Origin of the sequence: Streptomyces sp. NPDC058637 (assembly GCF_042717325.1) — a bacterium.
Lineage (GTDB): Bacteria > Actinomycetota > Actinomycetes > Streptomycetales > Streptomycetaceae > Streptomyces.
Genome location: NZ_JBHXRD010000018.1, coordinates 59,014 through 72,074, shown reverse-complemented (window position 1 = coordinate 72,074; position 13,061 = coordinate 59,014). Strand labels below are relative to the sequence as shown.

General features: G+C 68.6%; 12 protein-coding genes and 2 pseudogenes. 6 read left to right on the top strand and 8 right to left on the bottom strand.

Annotation, left to right across the window (positions count from 1 at the left end):
* Positions 1–93: 93 nt before the first annotated feature.
* Positions 94–327 (top strand): annotated as a pseudogene (locus ACFWVP_RS19720) (DUF4158 domain-containing protein); the annotation flags it as partial.
* Complete coding sequence (locus ACFWVP_RS19715) at positions 281–820, top strand: DUF4158 domain-containing protein (RefSeq protein WP_384498235.1); 540 nt, start codon at positions 281–283, stop codon at positions 818–820. The pseudogene ACFWVP_RS19720 and the gene ACFWVP_RS19715, both read left to right, overlap by 47 nt.
* 174 nt (positions 821–994) lie before the next feature.
* Here the strand turns inward: ACFWVP_RS19715 and ACFWVP_RS19710 are convergent, their stop codons facing one another.
* Positions 995–1,591, bottom strand: coding sequence for a TetR/AcrR family transcriptional regulator (locus ACFWVP_RS19710; protein WP_384498233.1), 597 nt, complete (start codon positions 1,589–1,591; stop codon positions 995–997).
* Between the two features lie 62 nt (positions 1,592–1,653).
* Between ACFWVP_RS19710 and ACFWVP_RS19705 the strand changes: the two genes are divergently transcribed.
* On the top strand, positions 1,654–2,541 hold the full coding sequence (locus ACFWVP_RS19705) for an NAD(P)H-binding protein (protein WP_384498231.1): 888 nt from the start codon (positions 1,654–1,656) through the stop codon (positions 2,539–2,541).
* A gap of 220 nt (positions 2,542–2,761) precedes the next feature.
* A complete protein-coding gene (locus ACFWVP_RS19700) occupies positions 2,762–3,664 on the top strand; it encodes a hypothetical protein (RefSeq protein ID WP_384498229.1) in 903 nt (300 codons plus the stop codon).
* A gap of 237 nt (positions 3,665–3,901) precedes the next feature.
* On the opposite strand, the pseudogene ACFWVP_RS19695 reads toward ACFWVP_RS19700, so the two are convergent.
* The 3 genes and pseudogenes from ACFWVP_RS19695 to ACFWVP_RS19685 all read right to left on the bottom strand — a co-directional run.
* Positions 3,902–4,517 (bottom strand): annotated as a pseudogene (locus tag ACFWVP_RS19695) (alpha/beta fold hydrolase); the annotation flags it as partial.
* A gap of 403 nt (positions 4,518–4,920) precedes the next feature.
* Positions 4,921–5,553, bottom strand: coding sequence for a class I SAM-dependent methyltransferase (locus tag ACFWVP_RS19690; protein WP_384498227.1), 633 nt, complete (start codon positions 5,551–5,553; stop codon positions 4,921–4,923).
* Positions 5,554–5,578: 25 nt separating this feature from the next.
* A complete protein-coding gene (locus ACFWVP_RS19685) occupies positions 5,579–7,021 on the bottom strand; it encodes an MFS transporter (protein ID WP_384498225.1) in 1,443 nt (480 codons plus the stop codon).
* A gap of 166 nt (positions 7,022–7,187) precedes the next feature.
* Between ACFWVP_RS19685 and ACFWVP_RS19680 the strand changes: the two genes are divergently transcribed.
* Complete coding sequence (locus tag ACFWVP_RS19680; protein ID WP_384498223.1) at positions 7,188–7,772, top strand: helix-turn-helix domain-containing protein; 585 nt, start codon at positions 7,188–7,190, stop codon at positions 7,770–7,772.
* Between the two features lie 88 nt (positions 7,773–7,860).
* Here the strand turns inward: ACFWVP_RS19680 and ACFWVP_RS19675 are convergent, their stop codons facing one another.
* Positions 7,861–8,868, bottom strand: a complete 1,008-nt coding sequence (locus tag ACFWVP_RS19675; protein ID WP_384498221.1) for an NAD(P)/FAD-dependent oxidoreductase — start codon at positions 8,866–8,868, stop codon at positions 7,861–7,863.
* 319 nt (positions 8,869–9,187) lie between these two features.
* Between ACFWVP_RS19675 and ACFWVP_RS19670 the strand changes: the two genes are divergently transcribed.
* A complete protein-coding gene (locus ACFWVP_RS19670; RefSeq protein WP_384498220.1) occupies positions 9,188–9,403 on the top strand; it encodes a hypothetical protein in 216 nt (71 codons plus the stop codon).
* Between the two features lie 377 nt (positions 9,404–9,780).
* On the opposite strand, the gene ACFWVP_RS19665 is transcribed toward ACFWVP_RS19670, so the two are convergent.
* The 3 genes from ACFWVP_RS19665 to ACFWVP_RS19655 form a co-directional block, all read right to left on the bottom strand.
* Entirely contained in the window at positions 9,781–10,164 is a 384-nt protein-coding gene (locus tag ACFWVP_RS19665; protein ID WP_384498218.1) for a DUF6009 family protein, read from the bottom strand.
* A gap of 126 nt (positions 10,165–10,290) precedes the next feature.
* A complete protein-coding gene (locus tag ACFWVP_RS19660; protein ID WP_384498216.1) occupies positions 10,291–11,859 on the bottom strand; it encodes a phage/plasmid primase, P4 family in 1,569 nt (522 codons plus the stop codon).
* Positions 11,856–12,932, bottom strand: a complete 1,077-nt coding sequence (locus tag ACFWVP_RS19655) for a bifunctional DNA primase/polymerase (protein WP_384498214.1) — start codon at positions 12,930–12,932, stop codon at positions 11,856–11,858. The genes ACFWVP_RS19660 and ACFWVP_RS19655 overlap by 4 nt, the downstream gene beginning before the upstream one ends.
* Positions 12,933–13,061: the final 129 nt, after the last annotated feature.

The window sequence follows — 13,061 nt, the reverse complement described above, 5'->3', positions numbered from 1 at the left end:
AGGATCGGAACGGCCAGTAGCGACAACTGGCCGATCTTGGTTCCGGTTCGGTGACTCGCTGTTTTCGCTGTTCAGCGGCCCTACTTCCGGTTCATGCCAGTTGAATTCCTCTTTGATGATCAGGTTTCCCGTTACGGCCGGTTCGCTGCCGCTCCGACGCCCGGGGAGCTGGAACAGTTCTTTCGTCTGAACGCGACAGCCCTGACGGCCGCGCGGTCGAAGCGGGCGCCGGCGAACCGGCTGGGATGGGCGGTGCAGTGGGGCTGCCTACGGATGCTGGGTGTGTTCACCACGGAGGATCTGTCCGTCGTCCCGGACGCGGTGGTCCGCTTCACTGCCGGCAGGTGGATGTCGATGCGGGCGAGTTCGCCGTCTACGGGCCCGGCGGCAGAGCCGGTACGAGCACGTGTGGGAGATCCGGGACGTCTGCGGGTACCGGGAGTTCCCGGCTGCCGAGGCGGAGGTCCACGCGTTCCTGGCGGCGCGGGTGTGGGCGTCGTTGGAGGGGCCGCGGGCGCTCTTCGACCGGGCGGTGGTGCGGCTGGTCGACAACCCGGTGCCGCTGCCGGGCATCACCACGCCGAGCCGGCTGGTGGCGGAGGTGCGGGCTGCGGAGAACGCGACCCTGTTACCGGACGCTCGACGGGGCGGTCCCCGACGGGCTGCGGCAGTCGATGCGGGACCTGCTGAAGGTGCCCGAGGGGAAGCGGGACTCGGAGCTGGAGCGGCTGCGGACACCTCGCCTCCGAGCCTGTCGGGCCCCGGTGGCCCGGGCGGGCCATGCAACCCGCGTTCATCTATCGGACCGGCGTCCACCTGATGGCGAGCTATCTGGCCGTGCCCCCGGCACCTTCCGTGACTACTGGATCGCGACCATGCCGACGACCTGTCTCCGACGAGGCGGTGACCGCCAGCATCCGCGGAAGCGGCTTGGCTGGGCCCGTGGCAACGCGTGTACCGGGCCGCGGAGCTTCTTTGACCGGGGCGTCGCCTGTCACCGCAGTTGGTTGAATGCCTGGTCGGCGTCGGCTACGGCCTCGGGGTGGATGTCGTGGGCGGTTCGACCGTCGGCGATCTTCTGCCAGTTGGTCCGGGCGAGCACCCGTTGGATTGCGAGTACCTGGGCGGCTCGCAGGCGTGCTTGGATGCCTTCGCCGAGGGCGTCCGCCAGTGCCTCCTCGTCCTCGAGTTGGTACCGCGTGAGCCGTCCCGCCAGGCTCGGTGTGGTGAACACCAGCTGATGGAACGCCACCACCTCGGGATGATCGTTGAGGCCGGTGACGGGGTCGTACCGGTCGAGGCCGGCCCGGAAGTGCCGGTGCAGCGCCGTCACCGGCTTGAGGCCGGACCTGCGGGCACGTACGACACCGGCCGCCTCGCCCAGGTGGTCCGCGAACCGGTGCAGCACCAGGTCTTCCTTGGTGGGGAAGTACCGGAAGAGGGTCGGCTTGGAGATGTCGGCCGCTGCGGCGATGTCGTTGACTGAGACGCGGTCGAAGCCGTGCTCCAGGAACAGTGAGACGGCCGCGTCGCCGATGGCCTCGCGCGTCCGCGCCTTCTTGCGGGCCCGCAGTCCCGTCGGCTCGCTCATCTGACCACCATAACATTCGTGACTGAGTTGCTTTTTTAACCGAGTAACGTTTTCATGGCGGCATGAATCAGCCAGACATCCCTCCCGTGCTCGTCACCGGGGCGACGGGCCGAGTCGGCGGCGTCGTCATCGACCAGCTTCTCGACGCCGGCGTGCCGGTCCGCGCCCTCACGCATCGCTCCGAGGCGGCGGCGACGCTGCCGGCGAAGGTAGAGGTCTTCACAGGCGACCTCACCGTGCCCGAGTCGCTCGACCCGGCACTGAGTGGCGCCGGTGGGGTCTTCCTCGTCTGGACCGCCCCGCCTCAGACCGCCGCGGCTGTCGTCGAGCGGATGGCAGCCCACGTGCGGCGGGTCGTCTTCCTCTCCTCCCCGCACCAGACACCGCACCCCTTCTTCCAGCAGCCCAATCCCATGGCAGCGATGCACGCCGACATCGAGCGGCTCGTCGCGGCCACCGGACTCGAGTCGACGATCATCCGGCCGGGGATGCTCGCGTCGAACTCGCTGGCCTGGTGGGCGCCCGCGATCCGGGCCGGCGAAGCCGTCCGGTGGCCTTACGGCGCTGCCGGGACGGCACCGGTCGACGACCGCGACGTCGCAGCTGTCGCGGCGCGGACGCTCTATCAGGACGGATACGTCGGAGGCGACTACGTCCTTACCGGTCCCGAGTCGCTGACCCAAGCCGCGCAGGTGAGCGTCATCGGTGACGCCCTGGGGCGCCGCATCGCATTCGAGGAGATGACGCCGGACGAGTTCCGGAGCCTGTCGGAGGGCACGGCGCCCAGTTCGGTCGTTGACATGCTGCTCGCCGCGTGGAGCGCGGCGGTCGGACAGCCCGCGTACGTCACCACTGCGGTTGCCGACATCCTCGGGACGGCGCCGCGAACGTTTCGCCAGTGGGCCGCCGACCACGCCACCGCGTTCACGGAGGGTTCGGAGGGTTCGTAACCCCACGTCAGGCTGCGGTCCCTTGGATCCGCTCTCCCGATCGCCTATCGCGGAGAGGTGAGTTCTCGCACCTGATGCAATTCACTTCCCTGCGCATCGGATTTCGCGTCTTATCCGAGGTGACTCAGGTCACAGAGAGGGAACCAAGATTCTTTGTCGGTACGGGCCTCGCCCACGCCCAGAAGTAGGGGAACCTCCCCGTAACCGACAAGGAGCCATCATGACCACCGCAACCCAGCACTGCACCCCCACTCCCCTCCTCAAGGCGACCATCTCCTCCCGACTGGGCGAGTGGGCCATGCCTGACCGCGCCGCGCACTGCGGCGAAGAAACTGACCGGTTCGTGCATGGTGCAGGCTGGGCTTCGTTCGACGCATTGCTCCGGAGCTTCCTGCTCGGCCTCACCGAGACCTTCTTGAGCTGGTCAGCCGAGGGGCTCACAGTCCGGTGGGACCGGGGCTCTGCACACTTCGAGACGGAACTCTGGGATTCAGGAGGTGGCACCGCCCTCCAGATCAGCCTCACCCCGACGACGCTGGACATGCCGGCTCGCGCCGCTCTGCTAGCGGTCCTCGGCGCCCGTAATGCCGCGATCGAGGGCGACCACCTGGCCGTCGACACCTTCGCCCGCGACATCCTCGGCATCGCCCGGCCCGAGCTGTGCCGCGACGGAGTGATCACAGCTCTGCTCGGCGACTGGGTGCACCACCTAGGCAGCTACCTGACCGATCCCGAACTACTCCGGATCCTGAACGAATACACCGCGGCCGAACGCCGACGATGGCAACCGCTCTGGGAACGGAGAGCCAACGGCGGACGGGTATGGCTGACCGGCGCCACCATTGCCGACGGCATCACCCTCGATGACGTTCTCCCGGACCACCGCACGACCGAGGACCTGGCACTGCATCACCAGCTCGACGACGAGCGGCTCCGTGCTGTCCTGCGAGGTCTCACCGCCGACGAGGCCGCCGTGGCGGCCCGGTGGGCGCAGGGCGCCGGCACCTGGGTCGAATCCGCCCTCAGCGCCGACCTGCCTGCAGCCTACGGCGAGCGGGTACGCCGCAAGCTCCACCGTCTCGGCGCCCGCCAGACCCAGCGCGCGGCGGCGGTGGCCCGGTGAGCGAAATCCTGTACGCCGCCGTGCCCGAGTTCCTCGGCGGCCTCAGCGCAGCCCTCGTTCTCCTCATCGGCGGAGCCGCCCTGCGCGCACTCCGCTCCAGGTCGAAGCCCTAACAGCCTGAGCGGAGGACACGGCAACACTCCCTGCAGGAGCCCTCGCACACGACCGTGCGAGGGCTCTTCTGCACAACCTCGTTGGCACCAGAAGCGAACGAGGTTCAGGCCACCGCTAACGCGAGTCCGTGGACGCGCAGGCGTCGACGCAGTCAACCCCGCCCTCGATGGTCTGGGCCATGGCCATGTACCAGAAGGCGTCCTCGTTGCCCTGGGTGACTTTGTTACCGTCCAGGTTGGCGCTGAAGAAGCCGACGGCGGTGTCTCTTCCAGAACTGCTAGCGCTCCGTCAGGATGCCGTTCTTGATGTCGCCGCAGACGCTCTGCGGCACGCCCTCGGGGTTGTCCGGGGTCTGCAGCATCAGCGGCGGCACCGCCGAGAGCAGGACTACGGACTCGACGCGGTCGGTGCCGTGCCGGCCGATGTAGCGGGCCAGCTCGCCGCCACCCGTCGAGTGGGCGACCAGGGTCACATCGCGCAGGTCGAGGTGGGTAATCAGATCGTCCGCGACCGTGTTGAAGTCGTACCCGTCGTACACCGGCGTGGAGCGCCCGTGACCGCGCCGGTCGTGTGCGATCCCCCGGAAACCGGCGTCCGCCACGGCCTTGAGCTGGTCCTGCCAGGCGTCGCCGTTGAGCGGCCAGCCGTGGATGAAGACCACCGGCCGCCCGCGGCCCCAGTCCTTGTAGAAGATCTCGACACCGTAGGGTGTTCGCGAACGACCAGGGACCGGAGACACGCTGATCGCGGTCTCCGCCGCCTCCACCGGTTCAGGAGCGGCTAGGGGCCCGGCCGACTGAGCAACCCCACGGACGGGGCCTGCCACTGCACCCAGGCCGCGACGTGGGTCGCAACGACTTCCCGCTGGATCTGGCCGGCCTCCGCCGTGCCGAGCGTCAGACTCTCCTCGGCACGGCGGAGGACTGCTCCGGCACCACCGTATTTCCTACGCGCTCGCCCCTTACTTCAACGCCTCCACCCCGGCCGCCGGCGCCCTGCGCCTGCTACGGGACCCGGACGGCCCCGAGCTGGACGAGGGCGACGACGGAGCGGGCTGAAGCGGTGCCGGTTTCATGGTGTGCTCTGGCGGACGCCGGGGTGATGCGGGGCCAGGGGATGGCTGAGGCGCTGTTCTGTGCGTGTCAGCCGGTGCGTCGGACGGCGATGACGTTGTCGGTGACGGTCGCGGTTTGTCCTTCGGGTCCAGTGGCGGTGCGCCGGGGTGCATCGCCTCGCTCGACCGCCCAGGTGTCGTCGAGCTGGAGCGAGGCAATGACGTCGTCGGGGGTGGGGTAGTGGATGTCCTGGCCGGCCTGCCAGGACCAAGGGGCGGTGGAGGCGTGTTCGATCACGATCAGTCGACCGCCGGGTGCTACGGCCTGGGCGGCTCGCCGCAGTACGGTCTCGCGGGCAATGGTGACGGGAGTGTGGAAGTAGGTGGCGGTGACCAGGTCCCAGGTGCCGTCGGGGAACGTCTGGGAGAGGTCGTGCTGCTGGGGGTGGATTCGGTCGGTGAGGCCGGTGGCCGCGGCGCCCGCCGCGACGCGGTCAAGGGCGGTCTGGGAAACGTCGACGGGTGTGACGTCCCAGCCTTGGGTGGCAAGCCAAAGTGCGTCGCCGCCGTGGCCGCAGCCCAGGTCCAGGGCTGTGCCCGGGGTGGGGGTCAGGTCGGCGAGCAGGGCGGTGAGGGCGGCGTTGGGCTTGGTGCCCCACTGTGCGTCCATGCCCGCATAGTGCTTCTCCCAGAACGCGGCGGACTCGTTGGCGCTGTTCATGTGCGGGGCCTTTCGGTGCGGGTGGTCAGGAGGTGGCGGTGCGGGTGCGGCGGCTGGTGATGAGGAGGCCGGTGGCCGCGAGGGCGAGGGCGAACAGGGCGGCGCTGGCGAGGAAGGCGACCCGGTAACCGTGCATGTATCCGTCCAGCCGGACGGCCTGCGACACGGCGCCGGTGCGGTCGTCGAGGAAGGCGGTGAGGGCGGAGACGTACAGGGTGTTGAGGAGGGCGGGGCCGACTGCGCCGCCGACCTGCTGGGTGGTGCTGATCATCGCGCTGGCGACACCGGTGTCGGACGGGGAAATGCCGGCAAGGGCGGTGTTGGGCAGGGCGACGAAGAACGCGCCCAGACCGAGACCGGTCAGGATCATGGCGGGCAGCACGATGGTCAGGTAACCCTCGGTGGGCTGGAGCAGCGTCAGCACCAAGGTGCCGGCCAGGGTGACGGCCGTGCCCGCCGTCATCAGCGTCTTCGGGCCGAGCCGGGTGACCATCGGGGCGCCGAAGGTGGCCGCGGCGATGATGCCGGCGCTGAAGGGCAGGAACGCCAGCCCGGCGCGCAACGGCTGGTAGCCGAGGTTGACCTGGAGGTAGTAGGTCAGGAACAGCATCAGGCCGAACATGCCCGCCCCGATCAGCAGGGAGGCGAGGAACGCGCCGCCGCGGTCCCGGTCCCAGATGACGCGCAGGGGCAGCAGCGGGTGGGCGGTGCGCTGCTCGACCAGGACGAACGAGGCCAGCAGAACGACTCCGGCGGCGAGCAGGAGCCAGGTTGCCGCGGTGTTCCAGCCCGATTCCGCGGCGTGGGTGAAGCCCCAAACGACGGTGACCAGGCCGGTGGTGACCAGCAGTGCGCCGGGGACGTCGTAGCGGCGGGTCCCCTCGGCTCGGCTCTCCTTGAGAATCGGCAGGGCGGCCAGGGCGACGGCGAGGGCGATGGGGGTGTTGACGAACAGGCACCAGCGCCAGCTGGTGTATTCGGTCAGTAGGCCGCCGGCGATCAGTCCGACCGTGCCGCCCGCGCCCTGCAGGGCGCCGTAGACGCCGAACGCCTTGGCCCGCTCGCGTGCGTCGGTGAAGGTGACCGCGATCAGGGACAGGGCGGCCGGGGCCAGCAGGGCGGCGAACACCCCTTGCAGGGCGCGTCCGGCGAACAGCGCCGCCCCGTTCGGGGCGATGCCCGCGATCATGGAGGCGGCGGCAAAGCCGACCAGGCCGATCAGGAAGACGCGCTTGCGGCCGACGAAGTCGACCACGCGCCCGCCGAGCAGCAGCAGACCGCCGAAGGCGAGGGCGTAGGCGGTCACCGCCCACTGCCGGTTCGCGTCACTGATGTCCAGGTCGGCCTGGGCATGCGGGAGGGCGATGTTGACGATGGAGGCGTCCAGCACCACCATCAGCGTCGCCACCGAGAGCACCGTCAGCGCCCACCAGCGCCGTGGGTCCAAAGCGTCTTCGCTGGGGTTCACAGCATCGGTTTCCGTCGTCATCGCAAGGGCCAGTCCTCAGCAGATCAAGGGAAAAGTGCAGGTCATAGGCAGGCCGCCGGACAACCGGCCAGGGCCGCTGGTGCGACACTGCGACGTACACTGCTGGACTTGCAAAGCCTCATGCTGTTTCAGCATGCTGGTGGATATGAGCGCCGCACAGCACATCGAGAAGAAGGACCGGCTGGCCGCGGTCGGGCCACGGCTGCGGGACCTACGCCGCAGACACGGTCTGACGCTGGCCGGTCTGGCAAAGCAGACCGGGATCAACGAGAGCACGCTCTCCCGCCTCGAGGGCGGGACCCGCAAACCGACCCTGGAGATGCTGCTGCCGCTCGCCGAGGTCTACGCCGTACCCCTGGACGAACTCGTCGGTGCACCACGCACCGGAGACCCGCGCATCCACCTCAAACCGGTTGTCCGCAACGGCATGACCTTCGTACCGCTGAGCCGGCCCGGCGGCGTCCAGGCCCACAAACTCCTCATCCCACCCTGGCCCGGCACCGAACCGCAGCTGAACACCCACGAGGGCTTCGAATGGGTCTACGTCCTCGCCGGCAGGCTGCGCCTGCTGCTCGGTGACGAGAGGGTGATCCTCAAGCCCGGTGAGGCCGCCGAGTTCGACACCCACGTGCCGCACTGGCTCGGCCCTGACGACGACCGCACCGTGGAACTTCTGATCCTCTTCGGCGCCCAGGGAGAGCGAGCCCATCTCAAGGCCCGCACCACCTGAATCACGCCTACGGCGACGACGCCGGCACCGCTCAGCGACCTTCCACGAGACCCTCCGGACCATGCACGCGCGGGCCCAGCACCCGCCGTTACACCTCGGCCTCCATCGCCGCGCCGAACACGTCGGTGCCCGGGACCGCTGCACGGGAGGCGGCCGCCCGGCCGGCGTCGGTCATCAGCAGATTCATGTTGATCGCCGCTGCCGCGCCGACCCCGGCCGCCATGGCCTGGGGAACGCCCGCCATCACATCGCTGACGTTGCCCGCCGCCCACACCCCCATGACCCCGGTGAAACCCGAGCCGTCCACCACCACCTGCTCACCAATTCCCATCGGATGCTCCCCCACCTGAAGGCCGAGGCCGTCAAGGAAACCGGCCCGCGCCACGAACCGCGGCGCCACCACCAGCTCCTCAGCCGGCACCACCACCCCTGACACCAGACGCACCCCCACCAGCCGATCCCGCTCCGCATCGACGACCAGACCACCGACCCGGCCCTCGACCACACCCACACCCAGACCGGCCAACTGCTCCCACTGCTCCTCGGTCAGCTCCGCGCCCTCGTGCAGGAACAGGGTGACGTCCCTGGACAGCTGCCTGAACAGCAGCGCCTGGTGGAAGCTGCCCAGCACGCCGATCACCCGGTCGCGAACCTCCCAACCGTGGCAGTACACGCAGTGCAGGACATCGCGCCCCCACCGCTCGGCCAGCCCGGGCACATCCGGCAGCTCATCGACCAGCCCCGTCGTCACCAGCACCCGCCGCGCCCGCACCCGCTGCCAGTCCTCGGTGACCACCGAGAACTCTTCGCCGTCCCGGTGCACCTGCGCCACCCGGCCGGAGACCACCCGGCCGCCGTACGCCGCAACCTCCTCCCGGCCCAGCCGCAGCAGCTCCAGCGGCGACATGCCCTCCCGGCCCAGAATGCCGTGCACACCGACGGCCGGGGCGTTGCGCGGTTCCCCCGCGTCGATCACCAGCACCGACCGGCGCACCCGGCCCAGCGTCAGCGCGGCCGAAAGGCCAGCTGCTCCTCCGCCGACCACGACGACGTCCCAGGCCGTTCCGTCCATTCGCGTCATCTCTCGCTCGTTCATGACCCCACCCTGCGATCCGACAACGCAGTACGGCAAAGGCGCATGCCATTTCGGCAATGAGAGCTGGTTCCGCCGTCCCGGTCCCGGTCTCCCGAAGCCGCGGCGGAGCGCCAAGTGCGGCCAGACGACAGATGGCCGACGCGTCCAATGAACCCGTGCAACCGCCAGGCAGAACCTCGTTTGGACGAGGCCGGCAGAGGACCCGGTCGTCTTCGAGGAGGACCCGGGCACCTCCAGCCGCCTCCACCCCCTTCAGCGGCCGAAGTTCCGTGATCTCCTCACGTAGGCACGGCCGGGCGACACCGTCCACATCCCCGAGATGTTCCGCCTCGTATGCGGGACCAGACACATCCTCAACGTGCTCGACGTCGTGCACCGCGAGCAGGTGGCACTGCGCATCCACGACGGCGCACTCTCTGGGATGGACCTCACCGCCCGCCACCCGCGCACCGGCGAACCGCTCTCCCCCGTGGAGTTCGTGGTGCAGACCCTCGCCGCCGCCGTCGAACTCCAGCGCGCCTCCGACGCGAGCTGACCTTCGACGGACTGCGCGCCGCCGAGGCCAAGAGCAACAGGGGGGCCGGCGCCCCGCCGTGGCGGCCAAGAAGATCGACACCGTGCACACCACGTACCTGGAGCCGGACGGCATTGCCCGTGCCAGCAACCTGCACCGCGACACCGACTGACAAGCAGCCCGGCGGAGCTCAACTTCTGTGATGCCAACACGGCGGGCCCTGTACAGACGCTCGATGTGTTCGTCTGACTGGACCGTGACGTACGTGTGGTTGGAAGGAGCGGGTCAGCGGCGTGACTTCCGGTCAGATCGACGGTTCTGGACCGGGTGAGGAATCAGCGTGGCCAATGGGTGGTTCTGAAGCTATCTCGGCTGATGCGGCTGCGCCCGCACGGCGCTCAGTTGCTGGTGGTTGCTATGGCGGCGGGGCCTCTTTGGGACCGTGGGGTCTTGTCGCCGACGCGACGAGGCTCGATGGTGCGGGGATCGACGGCTTCGCCGGGGGCACCTTCGTGGTAAGGGCCGTCGGGGTTGGCGTCGCGGTCGTGCGGGAGAAGGAAGAAAACGCGGCGGAGCTGGAGGCCGCTGTCGGGGTCAGCTTCGGCGTGGGTGTCGAGTTCGGTGTAGCCGACCATGCGTCCGTCGCGTTCGTAGCGGGGCTTGCCGCGGCGGCGGGGGGTCTTGTCGAGGGCTTGGCGGACGTAGTCGAGTTCGTCGGGGTTCTCCAGCCAGACCACTGCGTTCTCGTGGCAGAGGTCGCTCTCGTTCAGCAGCGAGCTCATGGCTGCAGCCCCTTTTCGTCGTTTTTGCCCGTTTCCGGGTTGTTTGTTGTCTGGTAGGCACGTCCTCTGCTGGAGGTACCGTGCCCAGGATAGGCGGCGAGGGCGCGGGTGCGTAGGGCGCGAGAGTCATGCATGGTCGGCCTGGGCGTCTTCGTCAGCTAGCAGGCCGAGGCCCGGGTAGTACTTTTTGCCGCTGGATTTCATCATGTCGGCCGGTGAGGCGAGGGAGAGTTCTTGGCGGACTCGGGTCGCGAAGGCGCGTGCGGTGGCAGGGCGGATGCCTTCACCGGCCTGGCACCAGCTGCTGTAGGTGGCGTACAGGAGGCCTTGCTCGACGCGGAGGTCTCCGGTGGCCCGGTCCGGGCTCTTGTCAGGGCTGTCGGTGGTGCAGCACTCGGTGAGGAAGCGGCCGATGTGGTCTTCAGTGGTGGCGTAGGCCTCGGTGGCGGAGCGGACGGTGGCAGGGCCGGCGAGGGGGTCGCGGGTGGCGAGGTAGAGCTTGGCCCCTTCGATAAGCCACTGCAGGATGCCGGGGCCTTCGCTCTGGACGAGTTCCTTGGCCAGGTTGTCGATCTTGCGGGCGGCGGGGACGACTCGTTCGAAGGGGATGAGGCGGATGCGCCGCCAGAAGGCATGACCGCCGGTGCCCACCTCGGGACGGTGGTTGCCCAGAAGCCAGAGCTTGTGTGTGGGGTTGAAGCTGAAGTAGTCCTGGCGCATGCGGCGGGCCATGATGCGATCGCCGCCGGTCAGGAGCTTGACCCGGCTTTCGTCGAACTTGTCGTTGGGTTTGAGTTCGGAGCACACGACAATACGGCGTCCGTGGAGTTCTGTGAGTTCGGTGGAGTGCTCGGAGAACTTGCCCTTTTCCATGAGGAAGCCGGGCGGGGCGGCCTGTGCGTAGTCGCCGAGGATCTGTGTCATGACATCGAGGAGGACGGACTTGCCGTTGGCGCCGGTGCCGTAAAGGAAGGGCAGGACCTGGGCGCCGACGTCGCCGGTGATCGAGTAGCCGAGCAGTAGGTGCAGGAAGTGGATGGTTTCCCTGCCCTTGGCGTCCTCGCCGAAGGTGTCGTGGAGAAAGCGGTGCCAGCGGGGGGTCGGCATCGTCTCGGGTGCCACGCTGGTGGCTCGGGAGTGCATGTCGGCTTCGGGGTCGGGTTTGTGGAGAGCGCCGCTGTAGAGGTTGACCACGCCGGCCGGGGTGCACAAGGCGTAGGGGTCGCCGTCCAGGACGTCGGGGTCCAGGGCCAGTGCCGGGGAAGCTTTGGCTTGGGTGAGCAGCGCCTTGATTCCGGGGGTGGACATGGACCTGCGGCGGTGGGCATTGATTTCCCGGTCGTTGAAGTTTCCGGTCGGATCGGTGGCCGGCATCTGCTCGGCGAGGTCGCCGGCGGCCCAGACTGCGGCTTTCTCTCCGCCGGTGCGCTTCCAGCGGTACTGGTCCCAGTGGTACCAGCCCAAGCCTTCGACGTGCCGGAACTGGTCACCGAACATGATGGCGAACAGCTTGGCGTTGCCGCGGTCGGTGAGCATCGCCGGGAGCAGGCCCTTGGGCAGGGCGGGTTCATGGACGGTGATGCTTGCCGTTTTCTGCTGTGCGGGAAGGCTGGGCTGGGGTGTCTGGACTTCGAGCTCGAGCATTTGCTGAGCCGCTGCCGTGGCGTCGAAGCGTGGGCTGTCGGCGCTGCTCATGGGCGTCCTTTGAGATGGAGCGGCCGGCTGGCGCCGGCGGACAGGGCAGAGGAGATGACGGCGCTGCTGTGGCGGTGGCGGTGCGGGCGGGCGGCATTGGCGGCAGTGGTGAGCAGATCGTGTGCTTGGCCGTGGTCCAGGTGGCCTCCTGCTACTAGGCCTCCGGCAGTGTAGGCAGCACGGTTGAGCTTCTCTGTGAACGCTGTTCCTTCGGAAGCGGCAGCGCAGGCCTCGACCTGGGCCAGGAGGGGCTCGAGGAGACCGTGGGCCTGTTTTCTGGCCGGAGTCGCTCTGTTGGGGAGCGGGCGGGGTTGGAGCGCGGGGACATTGTTGACGGGGTGGCCTGTGCGGTGGAGTTCGGTGGCGAGCCAGTTGGGGAGCGGGGCTACCGTGCGCGTCGTGCCGAGCGCACGGTAGATGCCTGCGGCCGTTCGTGTGGCAGGGGTGACGATGTATCCGCCGCTAGCTCGGATGTCTACTTGCCAGGCGAGGGCGACCTTGGGGCTGGAGCCCACGGAGGATTTGTAGTGGGGGCCGTGGCTGGGGGCCTGGTACCAGACGTGGAGGCCCCCTGAAGGGGTTCGGACTCGAAGGGTGGAGTCATCGTCTGCTGGGCTCTTCTTGCCGCGGAGCGCGGCAAGAAGAGCGAGGGTGTCGAAACCTGAGGCCAGGCCGTTGAGGTTGACGCTGTCGTGAATAGGGATGCCGGGTAGCAGGCGGTTACGGTCGGGGACTTCCGCGCTATGGGCATCGATGTCGAGGACGACGAGGCGTGCCGGCCCACAGGAGACTCCGACTCCGAGGGTCGGGTTGCTTCCCCACCAGGCGTCCAAGAGCTGGGAGTTGGTTGTGGCTGCGTGGAAGCCATGGCACCACTTGCCTGCGGAGTGGCAGGGACACTGGTAGGGCCGATGTGGCGATTCTCGGCAGGACGCACAGTTGGCTGCAGGGGTTTTCCGTCCTGCGGCAAGGGGGTGGACGGGCCAGCCGTTCGCGGCGCACCAGCGGGCGACATCGTAGGGACTGGCGTGTCCCGCAGTGCGGGGAACGCTGGTCTCGCTCTGACGCGGCACGCTGATCGTCCTTGCAGGGGGGCCAACAGTCTTTCAGTCCCTGACCCTGAAAGACCTGGTCACACGGTTACCACTGCCAAATGAGGGACCGAAGGGACTGAATTTCCCAATGAGCCCAGAGCCTACAGC